Here is a 22504-nt window from a genome sequence, read left to right on the forward strand (position 1 = left end):
GCACCTTACGATCCGGACACCGCCGCGGTCCCCTCAATTACGCCCCGGCAGACCGGCCACCCCCGCCGCCGTACCCAGCACCTCCCGCAACATCTCGGGTGTCAGCCGGCCGGTGAAGGTGTTGCGCTGGCTGACGTGGAAGCAGCCGAAGAGGTCGAGTCCGTCCAGGGAGACCCGCGTGCCGTGGGCGAAGGCCGGGCGAGGCCGGGGCACGCTCCAGCCCGCCTCCGTGAACGCGGGCAGCGCCGCCTGCCAGCCGAAGGCCCCCAGCACGACCACGACCCTCAGGGTCGGCCTGAGCAGCCGCAGTTCCTGCACCAGCCACGACCGGCAGGTGTCCCGCTCCTCGGGGGTGGGCTTGTTCGCGGGCGGCGCGCAGTGCACCGGTGCGGTGACCCGCACCCCGTGCAGTTCCAGGCCGTCGTCGGCGCTCACCGAGCCCGGCTGGTTCGCCAGCCCCACGTCGTACAACGCCTGGTACAGCACGTCCCCCGACCGGTCCCCGGTGAACATCCGTCCCGTGCGGTTCCCGCCGTGCGCGGCGGGAGCGAGCCCCACTATCAGCATGCGGGCGTCCGCGGGTCCGAAGCCCGGTACGGGCCTGCCCCAGTACGTCCACCCTGTGAACGCGGCCCGCTTGGTCCTGGCCACCTCCTCCCGCCACTCGACCAGCCGCGGGCAGGCCCGGCACCCGGCGATGCGCTGATCCAGATCTGCGATGCCCGCGCTGGGGGTACTGTCCATGCCCCCACCGTAGGACCTACGCCACCGGCGCTCCGATCCGCTCCGGAGGCTAAGGTCAAAACATGGCTTCTGAGGGTGCGGACCACGACACGACGGACGGAACGGGCGAGCCCCCGCGCGAGGCCCCACGGCCGGCCGACGCGCCCCTCGCCGGCCCGGAACCCGCCGCAGCGGTGGCCGCCGCCGAGGCCGCCGGGCCGGCCGGTGGGGAGAGCGTGCGCATCGACAGCTGGATCTGGGCGGTGCGTCTGATCAAGACCCGCTCCCAGGGGGCCGCCGCCTGCAAGGGCGGGCATGTGCGGGTGAACGGGGAGCGCGTGAAGCCCGCGTACTCCGTGCGCGTCGGCGACGAGGTCCGCCTCCGGCACGAGGGCCGCGAGCGGGTCGTCGTCGTCAGGCGCCTCATCCGCAAGCGGGTCGGCGCCCCGGTCGCCGTCCAGTGCTTCATCGACAACAGCCCTCCGCCCCCGCCCCGCGAGACCGTCGCCCCCGCCGGCATCCGGGACCGCGGTGCGGGTCGCCCGACCAAGCGCGACCGGCGCGAGCTGGAACGCCTTCGCGGCCTCGGTGGACCGGGCGGGCCGGGCACTCAGGGCGCCCCGGGCGGGTACCCAGGCAACCCTGGCGGCCGGGGTGACCGCCCAGGTGGGCGCTGAGCCGACGGGGTGGGGCGTGGGCGATCAGGGTGAGCCGTCTCGTCGGATGCCGTGCCGGGGCGGCCGGTGCTCAGGGACTCACCGGCATCGCCCTCACCCAGGTCCGGTCCTCCGTCAGGTATCCGTGCACTCTCAGGCCCTGCTCCGCGAGCGCCTCCTCGAACGCCTCCGGGGTCATCGGCCGCGCCCGGAAGGTCTGTGTCCAGGTGGCGTCCGGGAACTCGTACTCCACGCGGACCGAGTTGACGCCGTCGCCGACCGGGTCCGACGACAGGGTCCGCACGGTGAAGCCGGTCGGGTCGACACGTTGGCGTGGCAGGTCGCTGTGGTAGTCCTCGCCCTCCCGTTGGATCAATACGCAGCCTCCGTCGGCGAGGTGGCGTAAACAGGTACGCAGCAGCCCGCGTCGTACCTCGACGTCTCCGGTGTGAACGAGGAACGACGCCAACAGCACCACGTCGAACGTCTCGCCGAGGTCGAGGTCCTCGATCGGACTGAGTATCGTGCGCGCGCCCCGGACGCGCTCCAGCATCCCCGGGGACTCGTCCACCGCCGTGACCGCGAAGCCGCGCTCCAGCAGTGGGTGGGTCATGCGACCCACCCCGCAGCCCAGTTCGAGGATGCGGGCCCCCGCGGGCACCGCCGCCGCGATGATGTCCGGCTCTGCTCCGACAGGCAGTCGTGAGTACAGCTCGACCGCACAACCGTCCGGGGTGATGGTCCCGGGCCCCGTCCCCTGATGTCCCGTACGCATTTTCAGCTCCATGCCCCCACAACGGCCGCTCTCCGCACGGCCGTTCCCACCCGGGCCCAGTTCACCCGTTCGAGTGGCAGGAGCGGAGGCAGCTGTTACAGCGGGAACCAGCCGTGCCCCACGTACCAGTGGCCGCCCGCCCGCAGGTGGTCCACGATCGCCCGCTGGAGGACGGTCCTGCGGGGCAGCCTGTCGAGCGGCACGTCGTCCGTGCCGAAGACGAAGCGGATCGGTGTGTCGTCCTCCGCCTCCGTCGCCATGTGGCTGACGCGGAACCGTTCCTGGAAGCGGACGATGTTGGAGTCCTCCGGCAGGTACTGCCTGAGCTGCGGGTCGAGCAGCCACGAAGCGCACGTCACCGCCCGGTAGGGCTCCTCGGGGTAGTGGCGGGCGAAGAACTCCCGTGCCAGCGCGAGGGACCGGTCACAGGCCTCCCTGGTCAACGGCCCGAGGAAGTCGGGTATGTGCATCCCCAGACCGAGGTCCCCGGGACCGCTGCCGAACCCCGCCGCCTCGATGGCGGCCCCGGCCCGCCGGCCGACCCGGTCGCGCTGGAACTGCAGCCGCCCCAGTTGGTACAGCTCACCGTGGAAGTGCAGCGTCAGCCAGCGCGGCACCAGCACCCCGCCCATGCCGTACGTCCTGCGGTGGGCCGCGATATTGCGGCCGACGTCGGCCAGGGTGCGCCGGGCGACCTCCGCCGGTACGCCCCGCTCCTTGTGATACGCCCGCACATCCGGCAGGGCCGCGACGAGGACGTACAGCGGGAAGAAGCGCTGGAGGGGACCGGACGGCCAGTCGAGGTCCGGGAGGTCGACCGTCCCGCGGATCTCGCCCATGTCCCCGACCAGCTCCCCGACGGCCTGCTTCAGGGCGTGCAGCAGCTCCGGGTCGTCCGTCACCCGTCGGCTCATACGTATGACGTCATTGATGTCCTCGTGCGGTACGGCCAGGTCGACAAGGACCTCGGCCAGTTCGTCTGCGTCCGGAAGCACGCGGTGAACCCCCTACTGGGACGGCTTGGAGAACGTCCGCACCGAAGAGTACGTTGCAAGGAGGAGTACTGATCAGTGATGCGTACGGGCAGTGAGCCGACGACGGCTCGCAGTGCGCTGCGGGTCCGCTTCTGGCTGGCCGTGTGGGGGTTCCTCTGGGCGATCTTCGGGACGGCCGCGTTCGCGCTCGCCGGGCGTCCCGGATGGGCCGCCGCCTGCGGGGTGCTCTGGATCGTGATCACCGTCGACATGACGATGATCCTCAGGCACATCAAACAGGGCCCGCACTATCAGCCGGGCCGCGACATCCCACCGTACGATCCGCCCCGGCAGCACCACCCGTAGCGCGAGCGGTGTTCACGAGTCGAAGCGGGCGGCCTTCAGGTACTGCGGGTTCGGGTCCAGGGCGGCCGCCAGGCGGAAGTGCCGCTTGGCCTGGTCCTCGCGGCCCTGACGCTCGTAGGTGCGGGCGAGTGCGAAGTGCGCGAACGCGTTGTCCGGCTCACGCTCCAGGACGATGGTGAACTCAAGCTCGGCGGGCCGAAGTTGCGCGGCCGCGAAGAAGGCACGCGCGCGCAGCAGCCGGGCGGCGGTGTTCTCGGGGTGCGCGGCGATGACACCGTCGAGCAGCTTCACCGCACCCCGCGGGTCCCGTGCGGCGAGCAGTTGCTCGGCGGCACGGTAGTCGATGACGTGAGTCTCCGGAGAACGTCCGGTCGAACCGCTGGTATCGGGCACGGAAAAGTCCTTCCCTCACACGACCCGTTCAACGCCGTGGTCGTGGCTGATATTCCCCCGTCAGGGCGCCGACGCACGCTCCGACAGCTCCGCCCACACCTCGCGCACCCGCCGCCGCAGTTCCTCGAGCGGTACGTCGTTGTCGATGACGATGTCCGCGATCTCCCTGCGCTTCTCGCGTGTGGCCTGCGCGGCCATGCGCGCGCGTGCGTCCGCCTCGGTCATCCCGCGCAGCCGTACGAGCCGGTCCAGTTGGGTCTCGGGGGCGACGTCAACGACGATCACCACGTCGTAGAGCGATTCGAGGCCGTTCTCCGCGAGAAGCGGGACGTCGTGGACGACGACGGCGTCCTCGGGGGCGGCGGCCTCGAGTTCGCGGGAGCGCGCGCCCACCAGGGGGTGCACGATCGCGTTCAGGACGGCCCGCTTGTCGGGGTCGGCGAAGACGATCGAGCCCAGCCTGGGGCGGTCCAGACTGCCGTCCGCCGCCAGCACCTCCGCTCCGAAGGCGTCGACGATCGCCGCGAGCCCGGGAGTCCCGGGCGCGACGACCTCGCGCGCGACGCGGTCCGCGTCGACCAGCACCGCACCGCACTCGACGAGCAGTCGCGACACCTCGCTCTTACCGGACCCGATACCGCCGGTCAGGCCAATCTTCAGCATGAGCGGAAGCTTAGGGCCTGCCGTCGGCCGCCGACCCGGTGGGAGTCGGCCGCGTCAGCCGTCCCCCTCCCGCTCCGCCAGGAACCGCTCGAACTCCAGCCCGATCTCGTCCGCGGAGGGGATGTCGACCGGCTCGGCGAGCATGTTGCCCCGGGACTCCGCGCCGGCCGCGGCGTCGTACTGGTGCTCAAGGCCCTGGACGAGGGCGGTGAGTTCCTCGTCGCCCTCCTGGATCTGCCGGTCGATCTCCGTCTGGGTGCGGTGGGCGTCCGTGCGCAGGGAGTGCGCGATGCCGGGAAGGACCAGTCCGGTCGCGGCCGTGACCGCCTCCAGGACGGTCAGCGCCGCGTCCGGGTACGGGGAGCGGGCGATGTAGTGCGGCACGTGCGCCGCGACGCCCAGGACGTCGTGCCCGGCCTCCATGAGGCGGTACTCGACGAGGGCCTCGGCGCTACCGGGGACCTGCGCCTCGTCGAAGGGGCTGCGGTGGCCCGGGACGAGGTCCGTGCGGCTGCCGTGCGGGGTCAGGCCGACGGGCCGGGTGTGCGGGACGCCCATCGGGATGCCGTGGAAGTTCACGGAGAGGCGTACGCCGAGCCGCTCCACGATCTGCTGGACGGCCGCGGCGAAGCGCTCCCACTCCACGTCCGGCTCCGGACCCGACAGCAGCAGGAAGGGCGCCCCGGTGGCGTCCTGTACGAGCCGCACCTCGATGGCCGGCTCCTCGTACCCGCTCCACCGGTCGCGCTTGAAGGTCAGCAGCGGGCGGCGGGCGCGGTAGTCCACGAGCCGATCGTGGTCGAAGCGGGCGACGACCTGGTGGGGCAGCGAGTCGAGGAGCCGGTCGACGATCTGGTCGCCGGTTTCGCCCGCGTCGATGTATCCGTCGAAGTGGTAGAGCATGACAAGTCCGGCCGACTCCTGAGCCAGCGCCACGTCGACGACGTCCAGCCCCTTCGGCTCCCATGCGTACAAACCCTGCGGATCAAGCACTTGGACCGCTCCTCCTCGTGTTCATACGTCTCAACGCGCGTGGAGGCACGGGCATTCCCCGCCCCGGCACTCTTGATCAGCCAGATCGAGAGTGCCGGGGCGGGGAGAGAAGCAGGACCGTGCCCTGAAAACGCCTGAGGGGCCGCACCTCGAAAGGTACGGCCCCTCAGTCAAGGGTTACTGCTCAGTGGGCGTTCAGCTCTGCCCGCCCGCCAGCTTCTCCCGCAGCGCGGCCAGCGCCTCGTCCGAGGCCAGCGCACCGGAGTTGTCCGGGCCCTCGGAGGAGTACGAACCGCCGCCACCGGCGGCCGGAGCCGCACCCGCCGCGTCGCCGCCCTCGGCAGCGGCCTTCTCGTCCGCCTCGCGGGACTTGATGACCTGCTGCTGGTGCTGCTCGAAGCGGGTCTGCGCCTCGGCGTACTGGGTCTCCCACGCCTCGCGCTGGGTCTCGTAGCCCTCGAGCCAGTCGTTGGTCTCGGGGTCGAAGCCCTCGGGGTAGATGTAGTTGCCCTGGTCGTCGTAGGACGCGGCCATGCCGTACAGGGTCGGGTCGAACTCGACCGAGGCCGGGTCGGTACCGAAGGACTCGTTGGCCTGCTTCAGCGAGAGGCTGATGCGACGACGCTCGAGGTCGATGTCGATGACCTTGACGAAGATCTCGTCGTTGACCTGGACGACCTGCTCCGGGATCTCCACGTGGCGCTCGGCCAGCTCGGAGATGTGGACCAGACCCTCGATGCCCTCGTCCACGCGGACGAACGCACCGAACGGAACCAGCTTCGTGACCTTGCCGGGCACGACCTGGCCGATCTGGTGGGTGCGGGCGAACTGCTGCCACGGGTCTTCCTGGGTCGCCTTCAGCGACAGGGAGACGCGCTCGCGGTCCATGTCGACGTCGAGGACCTCGACCGTGACCTCCTGGCCGACCTCGACGACCTCGGAGGGGTGGTCGATGTGCTTCCAGGAAAGCTCGGACACGTGGACCAGACCGTCGACGCCACCCAGGTCCACGAAGGCACCGAAGTTGACGATCGAGGAGACCACACCGGAACGGACCTGACCCTTCTGGAGGGTCGTGAGGAACGTCTGGCGGACCTCGGACTGGGTCTGCTCCAGCCAGGCACGGCGGGACAGGACCACGTTGTTGCGGTTCTTGTCCAGCTCGATGATCTTGGCCTCGAGCTCCTTGCCCACGTAGGGCTGGAGGTCGCGGACGCGGCGCATCTCGACCAGGGAGGCCGGGAGGAAGCCACGGAGGCCGATGTCGAGGATGAGACCACCCTTGACGACCTCGATGACGGTACCGGTGACGATCCCGTCCTCTTCCTTGATCTTCTCGATGGTGCCCCAGGCACGCTCGTACTGGGCGCGCTTCTTCGAGAGGATCAGGCGGCCTTCCTTGTCCTCCTTCTGGAGAACAAGGGCCTCGATCTCGTCACCGACGGCGACGACCTCGTTGGGGTCGACGTCGTGCTTGATCGAGAGCTCGCGGCTCGGGATAACGCCTTCGGTCTTGTAACCGATGTCGAGCAGGACCTCGTCCCGGTCGACCTTCACGATGACGCCGTCGACGATGTCGCCGTCGTTGAAGTACTTGATCGTCTCGTCGATCGCGGCGAGGAAGGCTTCCTCGTTACCGATGTCGTTGACCGCTACCTGCGGGGTGGTGGCGGTGGTCTCGGTGCTGCTCGTCATGTGGGAAAGGGCTCCGGTACGGACATTGAAGTCGTAGGTACTGCTTACGCCGGGAGCCCGTTTCGCTCTGCAGAAGCCGGACAGCCAAGGAAGCGCCACACAAAACCACAGGTGGCGCCTCGACAACCGAGGGGACATACAACAGATGCGAGCGCAGCCTGCTACGTCTGAGGTGCGCAGGCCCGCAGCGCAACTTGTAGCATACGGGGGCAGCCAGGCGGGGTCAATGCGCGAAGGCGCACACCCGGGGCGGATCGCCGCATAACCGGCACAAGAAACGTTCCGCGAGGCCAGGCAGGCCGCAAAGACCTCTCCCGCGACACGCCCGTGACGGGATGAACGGAAGAGTACGACGAGGGAGCCGATCATCCAAGAGTCCGATGCGTTCGAACCGGAAGCCACCCGGCGTGAGGCCGATGTCACGGAGAGCTCCCGAGCCAGTCGGGGCTGGTGGGACCGGAACGCGGACGAGTACCAGGTCGAACACGGCACCTTCCTCGGCGACGACCGCTTCGTGTGGTGCCCGGAGGGCCTCGACGAGGTGGAGGCCGAGCTGCTGGGCCCGCCGGAGGAGCTGAAGGGCAAGGACGTCCTGGAGATCGGCGCGGGCGCCGCCCAGTGCTCGCGCTGGCTGTCCGCGCAGGGGGCCCGTCCGGTCGCTCTGGACCTCTCCCACCGTCAGCTCCAGCACGCGCTGCGCATCGGCGGAGCGTTCCCTCTGGTGTGCGCCGACGCGGGCGCGCTGCCCTTCGCCGACGCCTCCTTCGACCTGGCGTGCTCGGCGTACGGGGCGCTGCCGTTCGTGGCGGACCCGCGCCTCGTCCTGCGTGAGGTGCGCCGGGTGCTGCGTCCGGGCGGCCGCTTCGTCTTCTCGGTCACCCACCCGGTCCGCTGGGCGTTCCCGGACGAGCCGGGCCCCGAGGGGCTGACGGTGTCCGCCTCCTACTTCGACCGCACGCCGTACGTCGAGCAGGACGAGGACGGCCACGCGGTGTACGTCGAGCACCACAGGACGCTCGGTGACCGTGTCCGCGACATCGTGACCTCCGGCTTCCGCCTCGTCGACCTCGTCGAGCCGGAGTGGCCCGACTGGAACACGTCGGAGTGGGGCGGCTGGTCACCGCTGCGCGGGAACCTGATCCCGGGGACGGCCGTCTTCGTGTGCGAGCGGGACTGAAGTTCTTCCGCGAGCGGGCGGGCACGCGCGCGTAGGGGGCGGGCACGCGCGCGTAGGGGGCGGGCACGCGCGCGTAGGGGGCGTTTCGCGGGGCGTACGACACTAGGGGCGTGATCCGTTACGACGCCCTGGACGCACTGCCCGTGCGTGGTGCCCTGCCCGCGCTGAACGACGCCCTGGAGGGGCACGGGACCGCCGTGCTGGTGGCGCCGCCCGGTACCGGTAAGACGACCCTGGTGCCGCTGGCGCTGGCGGGGCTGCTCGGTGGGGGGCCGGCGCGGCGCGTGGTCGTGGCCGAGCCGAGGCGGATCGCGGCGCGGGCGGCGGCCCGGCGGATGGCGTGGCTGCTGGGCGAGAAGGTCGGCGAGAGCGTCGGTTACACCGTGCGCGGTGAGCGGGTGGTGGGTCGCCGCGCGCGCGTGGAGGTCGTCACGACCGGCGTGCTGCTCCAGCGGCTGCAACGGGACCAGGAACTCACCGGCGTCGACGTGGTGGTGCTCGACGAGTGCCACGAGCGGCACCTGGACGCCGACACGGCGGCGGCCTTCCTGTGGGACGTACGGGAGACACTGCGGCCGGAGCTGCGTCTGGTGGCCGCGTCGGCGACCACCGACGCTCAGGGGTGGGCGCGGCTGCTGGGCGGGGCGCCGGTGGTGACGGCGGAGGGTGCCGCGCATCCGGTGGAAGTGATCTGGGCGCCGCCGGTACGTCCGGTTCGGCCGCCGCACGGGATGCGTGTCGACCCGGCGCTGCTGACGCACGTGGCGTCGGTGGTGCGGCGGGCGCTGGCCGAACGGGCGGGGGACGTCCTGTGCTTCCTGCCGGGCGTGGGGGAGATCGCACGGGTCGCCGGGCAGCTCGGGGAGTCGGCCGGGGACGTGGAGGTGCTCCAGGTGCACGGGCGGGCGCCGGCGGCCGTGCAGGACGCGGTGCTGTCCGCGGGGGTGCGGCGCCGGGTCGTGCTCACCACCTCCGTCGCGGAGTCGTCGCTGACGGTTCCCGGGGTGCGGGTGGTCGTGGACTCGGGGCTGGCGCGCGAGCCGCGCGTGGACCACGCGCGCGGGTTGAGCGCGCTGACGACGGTACGGGCCTCGCAGGCGGCGGGGCGGCAGCGGGCGGGGCGGGCCGGGCGTGAGGCGCCGGGGGCGGTGTACCGGTGCTGGGCGGAGGCGGAGGACGCGCGTCTGCCGCGGTTCCCGTCGCCCGAGATCAAGGTGGCCGATCTGACGGCGTTCGCCCTCCAGGCGGCGTGCTGGGGGGATCCGGACGCCTCCGGGCTCGCGTTGCTGGATCCACCGCCGGGCGGGGCGATGGCGGCGGCACGGAGCGTGCTGACGGCGGTCGGGGCGGTCGATTCCGCCGGGCGGGCCACGGAGCGGGGGGTGCGGCTGGCGCGCGTGGGGTTGCATCCCCGGCTGGGGCGGGCGTTGCTGGACTCCGCGCCGGTGGTGGGAGCGGAGCGGGCCGCGGAGGTGGTGGCGCTGTTGAGCGAGGAGGCTCCGCGGGAGTACGGCGATGATCTGACGGTCGCGTTGCGGGCGGCCCGGCGCGGGGGTGACGCGTACGCGCGGCGCTGGCGGGCGGAGGTACGGCGACTGCGGGCCGTCGCCACGGCCGAGGAGCTGGGCGAGGTGGCTCCAGGAGGCGGCGCGGGGCTCGTGTCGCGGACTGACGACGGGGTTGTGGGGGTCGTCGTCGCTCTCGCGTTTCCCGAGCGGGTGGCGCGGGTCGACGGGGGGTCACTGCTCATGGTGTCCGGTACACGGGCCGAGCTGCGGGAGGGGAGCGGTTTGCGGGGTGCGGGCTGGGTCGCTGTCGCCGTGGCGGACCGGCCGGTCGGGAAGGGGCACGCGCGTGTGCAGCTCGGAGTGGGCGTGGACGAGGGGGTCGCGCGGGTCGCGGCGGGGGCGTTCCTCGACGAGCGGGACGAGGTGCGCTGGGCCGGCGGGGACGTCGTGGCGCGTCGGGTGGAGCGGCTGGGGGTGGTGGAGTTGGCGGTGCGGCCGTTGCCCGACGCCGACCCCGGGCTCGTACGGAACGCGCTGGTCGAGGGGTTGCGGCAGGGAGGGCTCGGGTTGTTGCGGTGGTCGCCGGGGGCGCGCGTGCTGCGGCAGCGGCTGGCCTTCCTGCGTCTGTACGTCGGGGAGCCCTGGCCGGACGTCTCCGACGAGGCGCTGCACGCGCGTGTGGACGACTGGCTGGAGCCGGAGTTGAGCAGGGCCCGGCGGCGCGCGGACCTCGCGAGGATCGACGCCGGGGACGCGCTGTCCCGGCTGCTTCCGTGGGCCTCGGGGGAGGCCGGGCGGCTGGAGGAGCTGGCGCCGGAGCGGATCACCGTGCCGAGTGGGTCCAGGATCCGGATCGACTACGGCAACCCCGAGCAGCCGGTCCTCGCCGTGAAGTTGCAGGAGATGTTCGGGCTGGAGCGCTCGCCCACCGTGGCCGGTGTGCCGCTGCTGGTGCACCTCCTCTCCCCCGCCGGGCGCCCGGCCGCCGTCACGGCCGACCTCGCCTCCTTCTGGAGGGACGGCTACAAGGGCGTACGGGCCGAACTGCGCGGCCGGTATCCGAAGCATCCGTGGCCCGAGGACCCCGCCACCGCCGAGCCGACCCGGCACACCAGCGCACGGCTCAGGCGGTGACCGGTTCCGGGTCGGTGGAGCGCGCGGGCGCCGGGTCGGCCGGGCGGCGTCCGCGTGCCTCCAGGTAGAGGGAGAGGGACAGGAGCAGGACGCCCAGGGTGAGGAAGCCCCACGGCAGGTACGACGTCATCAGCAGGATCACTGTGCGGTTGGACTTGACCAGGTCGACCGTGTGCTCGATGTAGTCCTCGCGCATCTTCACGTGCCCGGCGAAGGCCGTCACCTTCTCGCGGCCGCCGAGCAGGGTGCCGCCGCGCAGTTCCTCCTGGTGGATCTCCTCGCCCCTGACCGGGGCACCGGTGAGGGGTTCGACCCAGAACTTGCGGACGGTGGTGTACCAGCGGGTCGTGCCGGTCTTGGCGACCGTCTCGGGCGTGATGCCCTGGACGGGCATGGTTCTGGGCATCCTGACCTGGGTCCAGGGGATGGTCTGCTCGAAGTAGTAGACCTCGAGGCCGCGGAAGGTGCGGGTGCCCTTGTAGTGGATGGGGGCGGTCACGCGCGCCTGGGCGTCGAAGTACGCGTAGTCCCGTTTCTCCGTCAGGAACGGCCACTTGAACTCGATGCCCTCCCGTCGGACGGGGTCGCCGTCGACCATCTCGCCGGTGGCGTGGACGGGCTCCTGGGTGTGGGCGTCGAAGATGTAGCGCTCGGGGACCTTGGAGACCATCTTGCCGTCGGGGCCTTGTATGTAGGAGAGGCCGTCCCAGACGACGACGTCCCTGCCCGCCGTCTTCTCGATCTTCTCGGCCGCCTCCACGTTGCCCTTGAGGGTCTGCACGATGGTGACCTTGGGGACCTTGCGGGCCCGCATGGTGCCGTAGTCGAGGAGGGTGGCGTTCTTCGCCTCCAGGACCATGTCCTGGTACTGGCCGGCCGGGATCTTGGCCAGGCGGGGGAAGGCGTACCAGCGCGTCAGCGGGGACAGTGCCGTGAAGAACACGGCGAGGGCGAGCAGGATCAGGCTTGCCTTGCGGCGCATCTCGGCCTCCTTCCCGGGCGGGTGGTCACGGGTGTGCGGGCACCGTGGTCAACAGCGGTTTCGGGGACGTGTGGCCGGTCGGCGTGCCGAGCGCGGTCAGCGTGAACGTCAGGGCGAGCGCGACGGCGAGGCCGGTCGCGGCGGCGATCAGGGCGCGCATACGGCCTCCCGGCAAACACTCATATGACCTGATGGGTCGTCAGTTCGGGCACCGTAGCAACGGGCGCGCGAGATGAGAACACGTTGTCGCACATGACGGCGGCGCCGCTCCCGGCCGGGAGCGGCGCCGCCGTCACGAGGTCTGGTCGGCTCTACGAGGTGGGGCTCGGGGAGGTGCTCTCCGACGGGCTCTGCGAGGGGGTCGCCGTCGTGCTGTCCGACGGGGTCGGGGTGGCCTCCGGTGCCGTCACGGTCAGTTGGACGTTGAGGGTCGCTCCGCCCGTGGTGGTGATGCGCAGCATGAACGTGCCGGTGGTGTCGTCGGCGTACAGCTTCGGCAGCGTGAGCAGGCCGTTCTCGTCCGTCTGGAGGTCCGTCAGGGTGCGGACGGTCTTGCCGTCGGCGTCCTTGAAGTAGGGGCCCTTGTCGTTGACGGTCGGGTCGAGCGTCGACTTGATGAGAGTGGCGGTGGCGGCGACCTTGTCCGCGACGGCGCCCTTGTAGGTGGCCTTCACCTGCACCTGGTCGGCGAACTCACCGTCGGCGACACAGGTCAGGGCGGTGTCGCTGGTGCGGGTGAGGGTGTCGGCGGCGCGGGCGGTGACGGTCGCCTTGTACCCGAGGGCGGGCAGGGTGCGGCCGACGACGATGGCGCGGACCGTGAAGTCGCCGGTTTTCTCGCCGGCCTGGAGCAGGGGCGTGACGGCGACGCCGGAGCTGTTGGTGACGACCGTGGCGACGCTCTCGCCGCCGGTGAAGGTGGCGTCGGTGTCACCGAGGATGGTGAAGCGGATCCTGACCTTGGCGACGGCCGTGCCCGACTTGGTCTCGGCCCGGGTGCTGATCCTCTGGCTGAACCGGTCGCCGGCCGTGGCGGTGAGCGTCGCGGTGCCGGCGTCCTCGAGGTGGTCGACCGTGTCGGTGGGCGTGGGAGCGGGGGTGCCGGGCGGGGTCGGCTTGCCGGGCGTGCTCGGGCCGGGGGCCGGGGTCGTCGGGCCGCCGGGCTTCTCGGGGCGGGGGCTCGGCTTCGGGGGCCTCGGCGTCTTCGGCGGTTCGGTGGGCGTCGGCGAGGGAATGGCGGTGCGGCCGGTGCCGTTGTCGCTGCGGTTCGACGGGACGCTGCCGCTGCCGTCCGGGATCTCGTGGGTGCCCTTGCGGTAGTACTCGAGCCACGTCAGGACGAGGTTCAGGTACTCCTGCGAGTTGTTGTAGCTGAGGATCGCGCGGTTGAGATCGGCCTGGGTGGACAGGTCCCAGCCGTTGCGGCACAGGTAGTGGCCGGCCGCGAGCGCGGCGTCGTAGACGTTGTTGGGGTCCTTCTTGCCGTCGCCGTTGCCGTCGCGGCCCGCCCAGGCCCAGGTGGAGGGGATGAACTGCATGGGGCCGATGGCCTGGTCGTACGAGCTGTTGCCGTCGTACGCGCCGTTGTCGGTGTCCTTGATGAGCGCGAAGCCGTTGCCGTCGAGCTGCGGGCCGAGGATCGGCGAGACGGTGGTGCCGTCGGCGGTGACGCGGCCGCCGCGGGCCTGGCCCGACTCGACCTTGCCGATGGCGGCCAGGAGCTGCCAGGGCAGGTTGCAGCCGGGCTTGGAGGAGGCCAGCTCGGCCTCGGCCTTCTTGTAGGCGTCCAGGACGGTCGCGGGGATGCCCGCCTCGGTCGCGTCCGGGTCGGCCGGGGTGGTCGCGCTCGGGCTGGGCGCGGGGGTCGGGCTGTTCAGCGGCGGCAGGTCCGTGTAGTACGGCGAGTTGCCGGTAGCGCTGCCCTCAGTGGTGGCGCCGGGCGTCGGCTGGGAGTCGGCGGCGGACTGTCTGCCGGGCTCGTCGGTCGTGGCTCCCGGAGCCTGGGAGGCGGACAGAGCCGCGACCGCGGCCGCGGCCACGGCGGTGGTGAACGCCGTCTTGCGCAGCCTCACGCCGAATTGCGCCGCCATAGAGAGAACCCCTCCCGTGGACGCTCGCGCGTCCGTGTCCGGTATGCCCTGCCCGACCCGTACTTCGTCCAGTGCTCGACGCTGTACCTCGACCTGTTCTGACGATCGACGCGCCCCTGAGGTTGCACGCGTGGGGCGTTCGTTTCGCCTGTTGGCGATGGTGCGGCCTCGTTGTCCTACTTGTACTGCCCCCGAGACGGGGACCCAGGCGACCCTACGACAACTCTCTTTGCATGGACACCTGTTCGTGCCCGATATTCACCGGTTGGGCGTCACGCATACTGAACGCCGATGATCAGCAGGTCGGCGGTGCCGGCCACCATCCGTTCCTGGGGGCCCTGTTGCCGTTCACACTGAGCCACGCGGCGGCCGTACTGCCTGGCGTGCGCACCGACGGAACGGGCCGGGGGCGACTGGTACCCGCCGCACTCGTCGCGGGTTCCTTCGCGCCCGACATGACCTACTACGCGGCGAGTGTCCTGACCGGGGCCATGGAGTTCGGGGACGTCACCCACTCCTTCCCGGGGGTGTTCACGGTCGACGTGCTGATCACCTGGACGCTGGTGGGGCTGTGGCTGCTGGTGCGCGAACCGCTGGTCGCGCTGCTGCCGAGGGCCCGGCAGGGGCGGGTGGCCACGCTGCTGCGCTGCGGGGCGCCACACGCGCGCGTGCGCCCGTCCCTGGTGCTGTGGTGGTACGTCTCCGCGGTGCTCGGCGCGCTGACACACGTCGTGTGGGACGCGTTCACGCACCTCGACCGGTGGGGGATGCGGCTGTTTCCCGTCCTCGGGCGGGAGGTGGCGGGCTCACCGCTGTACTGGTACCTGCAATACGGCGGCTCCGCCGTGGCCGCGGTGGCCATCGGCATGTTCCTGCTGCGCGCGCTGCGTCGGGCGCCTGCCGGCGAGCCGGTGGGGGTGCCCGCGCTGTCGGTACGGGACCGATGGTGGGCCGGTGCGGTGATCGGCGGGTGCGCGGTGGTGGCGACCGTGCAGCGGGCGACGCGCTGGTGGGAGTACTGGGGGGCGCGGGCGAAGCCCTGGGAGCTGATCCCGACGGTGTGCTTCGGGGCCGGCGCCGGGCTGGTGCTGGGGCTGCTGCTGTACGCCGTGGGCGTGCGGGTGTGGCGTCCGGCCGCCCGGGAGGTCACCGGGCGGCCGGAGGAGGTCGGCATGCAGCGGAGCGGGCCGGGCGCCCGCTGAGGGGTGCCGGACACAGTCTCGCGGACAGCCCCTAGTGGGCTGCTGATTCCCAGTCCGGTCCTGCGCCCACCGACACGTCCAGGGGCGCGCGGAGTTGGACGGCGGTGGACATTTCGTGGCGGACGAGTCGTTCTGCGGCCTCGCGTTCACCGGGGGCGATTTCGAGGACGATTTCGTCGTGCACCTGGAGGAGCATGCGGGAGTTGAGGTCCGCCGCGCGCAGGGCCCGGTCCACGTTGAGCATGGCGATCTTGACGATGTCGGCCGCCGTGCCCTGGATGGGCGCGTTGAGGGCCATGCGCTCGGCCGCCTCACGACGCTGACGGTTGTCGCTGTTGAGGTCGGGGAGGTAGCGGCGCCGCCCGAAGAGCGTCGCCGTGTAGCCCGTCGCCCGGGCCTCGTCGACCGCGCGGCGCAGATAGTCCCGCACGCCGCCGAAGCGCTCGAAGTACGCGTCCATCAGGGCGCGGGCCTCGGCCGCCTCGATGTTCAGCTGCTGGGAGAGGCCGAAGGCGGACAGACCGTAGGCGAGGCCGTAGGACATCGCCTTGATCTTGCGGCGCATCTCCGCGTCCACCGCGGTCGGCTCGACGGCGAAGACCTGGGAGGCCGCCGTGGTGTGCAGGTCCTCGCCGGAGGTGAACGCCTCGATCAGGCCGGCGTCCTCGGAGAGGTGGGCCATCACGCGCAGTTCGATCTGGCTGTAGTCCGCGGTCATCAGCGACTCGAAGCCCTCGCCCACCACGAACCCGCGGCGGATCGCCCTGCCCTCGTCCGTGCGGACCGGGATGTTCTGCAGGTTCGGGTCGGTCGACGACAGCCTGCCCGTGGCGGCGACCGTCTGGTTGAAGCTGGTGTGGATACGGCCGTCCGCGGCGATCGTCTTGATCAGGCCCTCGACGGTGACGCGCAGCTTCGCCTGCTCGCGGTGGCGGAGCATGACGACCGGCAGTTCGTTGTCGGTCTGGGTGGCGAGCCAGGCCAGGGCGTCGGCGTCGGTGGTGTAGCCCGTCTTGGTCTTCTTCGTCTTCGGCAGGCCGAGTTCGCCGAAGAGGACCTCCTGGAGCTGCTTGGGCGAGCCGAGGTTGAACTCGTGTCCGGCGGCCGCGTGGGCCTCCTTCACGGCCTGCTGCACGGCGCCCGCGAACATCTGCTCCATGGCCTCCAGATGGGCCCGGTCGGCCGCGATGCCGTGCCGCTCCATACGGGCCAGCAGGGCGGAGGTGGGCAGCTCCATGTCGCGCAGGAGGTCCGTGGCCCCGACCTCCTCCAGGCGGCCCGTGAACGCCTCGCCCAGGTCGAGGACCGCGCGGGCCTGCACCATCAGGGCCTCGGCCTCGGCGCCGTCGTCCGCGCCGAAGGCCAGCTGCCCGTCGGCCGTCGCGGCGGGGGCCAGCTCGCGGTGGAGGTACTCCAGGGACAGCGCGTCCAGGTCGAAGGAGCGGCGGCCCGGCTTGACCAGGTACGCGGCGAGCGCGGTGTCCATGGTGACGCCGCCGACGCGCCAGCCGTGCTCGGCGAACACCCGCATCGCGCCCTTGGCGTTGTGCAGGACCTTGGGGCGGTCCTCCGCGGCCAGCCAGGCCGCGAACGCGTTCTCGTCGGCCTCGTCGAGCTGGGACGGGTCGAACCAGGCGGCCGCTCCCCCGGCCGCGGCGAGCGCGACCTCGGCGACCGAGCCGGTGCCGAGCGCCCAGGTGTCGACCGTGGCGACCCCGAGGGGCCCGGTGGCGTGCTCGTCGAGCCAGCCGGTCAGCTCGCCGGTGGCGAGCACCTTGCCCTCCAGCTCCACGCCCGCCGTGACGACCGGGGTGGTCTCGGCCTCCGCTGCGCCCGGGTCGACCGCGAGCAGCCGCTCGCGCAGCGACGGGTTGCGGATCTCCAGGGTGTCCAGGACCAGCGCGACGGCCTTGCGGTCGTAGGCGGGGCGCTCCAGGTCGGCGACGGTCCTGGGCAGCTCGACGGTGCGGACCATCTCCGTCAGGCGGCGGTTGAGCTTGACCGCCTCCAGGTGGTCGCGCAGGTTCTGCCCGGCCTTGCCCTTGACCTCCTCGACGCGCTCGACCAGCTCCGCGAACGAGCCGAACTGGTTGATCCACTTCGCGGCCGTCTTCTCGCCGACGCCGGGGATGCCGGGGAGGTTGTCGGACGGGTCGCCGCGCAGCGCCGCGAAGTCCGGGTACTGCGCGGGCGTCAATCCGTACTTCTCGAAGACCTTCTCCGGGGTGAAGCGGGTCAGCTCGGAGACGCCCTTGGTCGGATACAGCACGGTCGTGTGCTCGCTGACCAGCTGGAAGGAGTCGCGGTCGCCGGTGACGATCAGCACCTCGAAACCGTCGGCCTCGGCCTGGGTGGCGAGGGTGGCGATGACGTCGTCGGCCTCGAAGCCGTCGACGGCGAAGCGGGAGACGTGCATCGCGTCCAGCAGCTCACCGATCAGCTCGACCTGGCCCTTGAACTCGTCCGGGGTCTTGGAACGGTTCGCCTTGTACTCCGTGAACTCCTCGGAGCGCCAGGTCTTGCGCGAGACGTCGAAGGCCACCGCGAAGTGCGTGGGCGCCTCGTCGCGCAGCGTGTTCGCCAGCATCGACGCGAAGCCGTAGATGGCGTTCGTCGGCTGGCCCGTCGCGGTGGTGAAGTTCTCCGCGGGCAGCGCGAAGAACGCGCGATAGGCCAGCGAGTGCCCGTCCATGAGCATCAGGCGCGGGCGGCTGCCGGGGCTGCTGTCGGTCTTCTTCGATGCTGTCTCTGCCACGCCCCCGATCCTGCCACGGCCCACTGACAGTCAGGCACACCACGGTCGGGCTCAGGGCATCACCGGCGCTCGGTCCTCCCCCGCAAGCCGCACCCCGTCCGACGTGTCCGAGGAGCGGTAGCCCCGCGCCTGGAGGGCGAGCAGGCGGGCGTAGCGCCCTTCGGCGGCCATGAGTTCCTCGTGGGTGCCCTGTTCCCGTATGCGGCCGTCGTCCAGGACCACGATGGTGTCCGCCTGCCGGACCGCTCCGAGGCGGTGGGAGACCAGCAGGCTGGTGCGGCCCGCGCGGTGCCCGGTGAGGCGACGGTGGATCTCGTGCTCGGCCTCGGCGTCGAGGCCGGCGCTCGGCTCGTCGAGGACGAGCAGGTCGCTGTCCCCGCGCAGGAGGGTGCGCGCCAGCGCGACGCGCTGCCACTGGCCCCCGGACAGCACGACTCCGGCGTGCGGGTCGTCCTCGTCGTCCTGGTCGAAGAAGATCCGGCTGAGGAGGGTGTCGTAGCCGTTCGGCAGTTCACGGATCTTCGTGTCGATGTCGGCCATCCGGGCCGCGTCCGTGATGCCGGTCGTGTCGGTCAGCCGGGCCAGGTCGCCGATGCCGATGTTCTCGGCCGCGGTGAGGTCGTAGCGCATGAAGTCCTGGAACAGGACGGTCATCCGGCGGCGCAACTCCGCGGGAGGGAGCGTTCTGATGTCCACGCCGTCCCAGAGGACGGCGCCGCGCGTGGGGCCGTAGAAGCGGCACAGCAGTTTGATGAGGGTGCTCTTGCCGGCTCCGTTGCGTCCGACGAGCGCCACCGATGAGCCGTGGGGAAGGGTGAGGTCGAGGCCACGCAGCACCCAGGGGTGGCTGTCGTCGTAGCGGAACCACACGTCGCGCAGTTCGATCCCCTTGCGCAAGGGGGCGAGCGCGGTGGCGGTGGCGGTCACTGCCGGGAAGTCGTCGGTGGTGGCGACGACCTTGTGGTGGTAGCGGAACAGCAGCAGCGACTGGTATGAGCTCGCCAGGCCGGTCGCGAGGCCGATCAGCGCTCCCTGCGCTCCGGCCACCGCGGCGACGAAGGCCATGACGGCACTGACGCTCAGCGCGCCGTCGGCGGCCCCGGCGACGGCCCACACCAGCCCGCCGCCCGAAATCGCGGAGGACAGCAGCGCGAGCAGTCCGTGCGTCCGGAACTCCTTGCGGTCGATCCGTCGCTCGCCGTCTTGCATGACGGCCACCTCGTCCGGCATGCGGCCCTTGAGGAAGTCGCCGAGGCCGAACAGGCGGGTCTCCTGCACCGCGGTGAGATCGGAGATCAGGGAGGAGTAGAAGATCCGTCGTCGGGTGGCCGGGGAGACCGAGGCGAGCATGGACACGCGTCCGCGGGTCAGCGCCAGGTGGCCCAGGAGCGCGGGGACGGCGGCCACGGCGACCAGGACCGCCAAAGAGTCTGCGCACCACGACCCCCATCAGGCTGTCGGCCGAAAATGGCCCACGGTGCCGGGAGTCGACGCTGTGGCGGTTGTCGCCGAGGACCGCCAGGGTGCCCGGCTCCACCCGGCCGTCGCCGGGGACTCCGGCCGGCAAGGGGTCGCCCGGCAGGGCGGCGACCCGTTTCACGTTCCATATCCGTCCGTCGGCGCCAGCCACGGCCGCCGTGCGATAAGGGCCCGTCAGCGGGGGTTCCAGCACCACGACGTCGCCGACTCTCACATGGCGCAGGCCTCTTCGTCGGACGAGGACAGTCGCCGTGCGCTATCGCGGGCGCCATGCTCATGCCCTCCACGGTGACGACCACCAGGTTCTTGCGACACCACAACAGCGCCGCGGAGACAGCCAACGCGCCCGGTAACACAGATGTCAGGATCACGTCATGATCCTAGAGTGATGAGCGGCGAGAACGTCTGGTTTCATACCCACGGTTCGCCCTGGGCAGCGGGAGACGCTCGGCCCCCGCCGACGGCGCCCCGCGCACAACGCACCGCCCACGCGAACGCCCCCGGCGAGGAGGCACCCAGCCCGCTCCCGCCCCCAGTACCTGTCCGGCAGCAGCCGGCGCCACCGCCCCATGCGAGGATCGCGGGCGTCCCCCGTGTGTACGCGAAGGAGAGTGCGATGGCGACGAAGCCGCCCAAGAGCGATCCGGTGCAGGACGCACCGCAGGTCGCCGAGCCCAAGCACGCGGCCGCCGGACTCCCGGCGATCGGACACACCCTGCGCATCGCCCAGCAGCAGATGGGCGTGAAGCGCACGGCGCTGACGCTGCTGCGGGTCAACCAGAAGGACGGCTTCGACTGCCCGGGCTGCGCCTGGCCCGAACCGGACCACCGGCACAAAGCGGAATTCTGCGAGAACGGCGCGAAGGCGGTCGCCGAGGAGGCCACCCTGCGCCGGGTCACCCCGGAGTTCTTCGCCGCGCACCCCGTCGCCGACCTCGCCGGCCGCAGCGGCTACTGGCTGGGCCAGCAGGGCCGCCTCACGCACCCCGTGTACCTCCCCGAAGGGGGCGAGCGCTACGAGCCGGTGACCTGGGAGCGCGCCTTCGACATCATCGCCGAGGAGATCACCGCCCTCGGCTCCCCCGACGAGGCCGTCTTCTACACCTCGGGGCGCACCAGCAACGAGGCCGCCTTCCTCTACCAGCTGTTCGCGCGGGAGCTCGGCACCAACAACCTGCCCGACTGCTCCAACATGTGCCACGAGTCGTCCGGCTCGGCCCTGTCGGAGACGATCGGCATCGGCAAGGGCAGCGTCCTGCTGGAGGACCTCTACAAGGCGGACCTGATCGTCGTCGCCGGCCAGAACCCCGGCACGAACCACCCGCGCATGCTGTCGGCCCTGGAGAAGGCCAAGGCGAACGGCGCGAAGATCATCAGCGTGAACCCGCTGCCCGAGGCGGGCCTGGAACGCTTCAAGAACCCGCAGACCCCGCAGGGCATGCTCAAGGGCGCCGCCCTCACCGACCTGTTCCTGCAGATCCGCATCGGCGGCGACCAGGCCCTCTTCCGTCTCCTCAACAAGCTGATCCTCGACACGCAGGGCGCCGTCGACGAGGAGTTCGTCCGCGAACACACCCATGGCTACGAGGAGTTCGCCGAGGCCGCCCGCGCCGCCGACTGGGACGAGACGCTCGCGGCGACCGGCCTGACCCGACAGGAGATCGAGGAAGCCCTGCGCATGGTCCTCGCCTCGCGGCGCACCATAGTGTGCTGGGCGATGGGTCTCACCCAGCACAAGCACTCCGTGCCGACCATCCGCGAGGTGGTCAATTTCCTGCTCCTGCGCGGCAACATCGGGCGTCCGGGCGCGGGTGTGTGCCCGGTGCGCGGCCACTCCAACGTGCAGGGCGACCGCACGATGGGCATCTTCGAACGCCCCGCCCCGGCCTTCCTGGACGCCCTGGAGAAGGAATTCGGCTTCGCGCCGCCGCGTACGCACGGCTACGACGTGGTGCGAGCCATCCGTGCCCTGCGTGACGGGGAGGCGAAGGTGTTCTTCGCCATGGGCGGCAACTTCGTCTCCGCCTCGCCCGACACGGAGGTCACCGAGGCGGCCATGCGGCGCGCGCGGCTCACGGTGCACGTGTCGACGAAGCTCAACCGCTCGCACGCCGTCACGGGCGCGCGTGCCCTGATCCTGCCCACCCTGGGCCGCACCGAGCGCGACCTCCAGGGCGGCGGCGAGCAGTTCGTGACCGTCGAGGACTCCATGGGCATGGTGCACGCCTCCCAGGGCCGCCTGGACCCCGCGAGCCCGCATCTGCTGTCCGAGCCCGCCATCGTCTGCCGGCTGGCGCGCCGGGTGCTCGGCGCGGACAGCAAGGTGCCGTGGGAGGAGTTCGAGAAGGACTACGCGACGATCCGGGACCGCATCGCGCGCGTGATCCCCGGTTTCGAGGACTTCAACGCGCGCGTGGCCCGCCCCGGCGGCTTCACCCTCCCGCACGCTCCGCGCGACGAGCGCCGCTTCCCGACGGCCACCGGCAAGGCCAACTTCACGGCCGCCCCGGTGGAGTACCCGGAGCTGCCCGAAGGGCGGCTGCTGCTGCAGACGCTGCGCTCTCACGACCAGTACAACACCACGATCTACGGCCTGGACGACCGCTACCGAGGCATCAGGAACGGCCGCCGGGTGGTGCTCGTGAACCCCGAGGACGCCCGTGCGCTCCGGCTCACGGACGGCTCGTACGTCGATCTGGTGAGCGAGTGGAAGGACGGCGTGGAGCGACGGGCACCGGGCTTCCGCGTGGTGCACTACCCGACCGCCCGGGGCTGCGCGGCCGCCTACTACCCGGAGACCAACGTCCTCGTGCCGCTGGACTCCACCGCCGACACCAGCAACACACCGGCCAGCAAGTCCGTGGTCGTGCGTCTGGAACAATCGACGACCGACTGAGCGTTTGCTCAGGAGGTGGGACCGACCGGTCCGACCACCACTC

Annotated in this window: 18 protein-coding genes; 6 read left to right on the top strand and 12 right to left on the bottom strand. The window is 71.4% G+C overall.

The annotated features are described in order from the left end of the window. Positions 1 to 33: 33 nt before the first annotated feature. On the bottom strand, positions 34 to 744 hold the full coding sequence (locus tag IG99_RS01250; protein WP_037668674.1) for a uracil-DNA glycosylase: 711 nt from the start codon (positions 742 to 744) through the stop codon (positions 34 to 36). A gap of 62 nt (positions 745 to 806) precedes the next feature. Between IG99_RS01250 and IG99_RS01255 the strand changes: the two genes are divergently transcribed. After that, positions 807 to 1400, top strand: coding sequence for an RNA-binding S4 domain-containing protein (locus IG99_RS01255; protein ID WP_037668675.1), 594 nt, complete (start codon positions 807 to 809; stop codon positions 1398 to 1400). A gap of 70 nt (positions 1401 to 1470) precedes the next feature. On the opposite strand, the gene IG99_RS01260 is transcribed toward IG99_RS01255, so the two are convergent. Continuing rightward, a complete protein-coding gene (locus IG99_RS01260) occupies positions 1471 to 2154 on the bottom strand; it encodes a class I SAM-dependent methyltransferase (protein ID WP_037668677.1) in 684 nt (227 codons plus the stop codon). 95 nt (positions 2155 to 2249) lie between these two features. Next, complete coding sequence (locus IG99_RS01265; RefSeq protein ID WP_037668681.1) at positions 2250 to 3149, bottom strand: acyltransferase domain-containing protein; 900 nt, start codon at positions 3147 to 3149, stop codon at positions 2250 to 2252. A gap of 78 nt (positions 3150 to 3227) precedes the next feature. Between IG99_RS01265 and IG99_RS01270 the strand changes: the two genes are divergently transcribed. Then, the gene (locus IG99_RS01270) at positions 3228 to 3494 is read left to right on the top strand and encodes a DUF6343 family protein (protein WP_037668682.1); all 267 of its coding nucleotides are present in this window, start codon (positions 3228 to 3230) and stop codon (positions 3492 to 3494) included. 12 nt (positions 3495 to 3506) lie between these two features. Here the strand turns inward: IG99_RS01270 and IG99_RS01275 are convergent, their stop codons facing one another. From IG99_RS01275 to rpsA, 4 genes are all read right to left on the bottom strand, one after another. Further along, on the bottom strand, positions 3507 to 3887 hold the full coding sequence (locus IG99_RS01275; RefSeq protein ID WP_037668683.1) for a tetratricopeptide repeat protein: 381 nt from the start codon (positions 3885 to 3887) through the stop codon (positions 3507 to 3509). A gap of 60 nt (positions 3888 to 3947) precedes the next feature. Further along, complete coding sequence (coaE, locus tag IG99_RS01280; RefSeq protein WP_037668684.1) at positions 3948 to 4550, bottom strand: dephospho-CoA kinase; 603 nt, start codon at positions 4548 to 4550, stop codon at positions 3948 to 3950. Between the two features lie 54 nt (positions 4551 to 4604). Beyond that, positions 4605 to 5543 (bottom strand): PAC2 family protein, encoded by a 939-nt coding sequence (locus IG99_RS01285; protein ID WP_037668686.1) that lies wholly within the window; start codon positions 5541 to 5543, stop codon positions 4605 to 4607. A gap of 195 nt (positions 5544 to 5738) precedes the next feature. Then, a complete protein-coding gene (gene rpsA, locus IG99_RS01290; protein WP_037668687.1) occupies positions 5739 to 7238 on the bottom strand; it encodes a 30S ribosomal protein S1 in 1500 nt (499 codons plus the stop codon). A 364-nt stretch (positions 7239 to 7602) separates the two neighbouring features. Between rpsA and IG99_RS01295 the strand changes: the two genes are divergently transcribed. Then, positions 7603 to 8415, top strand: coding sequence for a class I SAM-dependent methyltransferase (locus tag IG99_RS01295; protein ID WP_037668689.1), 813 nt, complete (start codon positions 7603 to 7605; stop codon positions 8413 to 8415). Positions 8416 to 8525: 110 nt separating this feature from the next. Beyond that, positions 8526 to 11057 carry an ATP-dependent helicase HrpB gene (gene hrpB / locus IG99_RS01300; protein ID WP_037668691.1) on the top strand — a complete coding sequence of 844 codons (2532 nt, stop codon included), beginning with the start codon at positions 8526 to 8528 and terminating at the stop codon, positions 11055 to 11057. Here the strand turns inward: hrpB and pgfA are convergent. The 3 genes from pgfA to IG99_RS01310 form a co-directional block, all read right to left on the bottom strand. Continuing rightward, the gene (gene pgfA / locus IG99_RS01305) at positions 11047 to 12039 is read right to left on the bottom strand and encodes a cell envelope lipid trafficking protein PgfA (protein WP_037668693.1); all 993 of its coding nucleotides are present in this window, start codon (positions 12037 to 12039) and stop codon (positions 11047 to 11049) included. The genes hrpB and pgfA overlap by 11 nt on opposite strands. 25 nt (positions 12040 to 12064) lie before the next feature. Further along, positions 12065 to 12199, bottom strand: a complete 135-nt coding sequence (locus IG99_RS47320) for an SPW_0924 family protein (protein WP_107055794.1) — start codon at positions 12197 to 12199, stop codon at positions 12065 to 12067. A 151-nt stretch (positions 12200 to 12350) separates the two neighbouring features. Next, a complete protein-coding gene (locus IG99_RS01310) occupies positions 12351 to 14129 on the bottom strand; it encodes a lytic transglycosylase domain-containing protein (RefSeq protein ID WP_037668695.1) in 1779 nt (592 codons plus the stop codon). A 341-nt stretch (positions 14130 to 14470) separates the two neighbouring features. Between IG99_RS01310 and IG99_RS01315 the strand changes: the two genes are divergently transcribed. Beyond that, positions 14471 to 15331, top strand: a complete 861-nt coding sequence (locus IG99_RS01315) for a DUF4184 family protein (RefSeq protein WP_037669570.1) — start codon at positions 14471 to 14473, stop codon at positions 15329 to 15331. Between the two features lie 31 nt (positions 15332 to 15362). On the opposite strand, the gene polA is transcribed toward IG99_RS01315, so the two are convergent. Continuing rightward, the gene (gene polA / locus IG99_RS01320) at positions 15363 to 18086 is read right to left on the bottom strand and encodes a DNA polymerase I (protein WP_037668697.1); all 2724 of its coding nucleotides are present in this window, start codon (positions 18084 to 18086) and stop codon (positions 15363 to 15365) included. A gap of 51 nt (positions 18087 to 18137) precedes the next feature. Next, positions 18138 to 19511, bottom strand: a complete 1374-nt coding sequence (locus tag IG99_RS01325) for an ABC transporter ATP-binding protein (protein WP_051864828.1) — start codon at positions 19509 to 19511, stop codon at positions 18138 to 18140. Positions 19512 to 20181: 670 nt separating this feature from the next. Here IG99_RS01325 and IG99_RS01330 point away from each other — a divergent pair. After that, complete coding sequence (locus IG99_RS01330; protein ID WP_037668698.1) at positions 20182 to 22461, top strand: FdhF/YdeP family oxidoreductase; 2280 nt, start codon at positions 20182 to 20184, stop codon at positions 22459 to 22461. The last annotated feature ends 43 nt before the right edge of the window (positions 22462 to 22504 follow it).

Origin of the sequence: Streptomyces griseus subsp. griseus (assembly GCF_000720255.1) — a bacterium.
Classification (GTDB): domain Bacteria; phylum Actinomycetota; class Actinomycetes; order Streptomycetales; family Streptomycetaceae; genus Streptomyces; species Streptomyces griseus_I.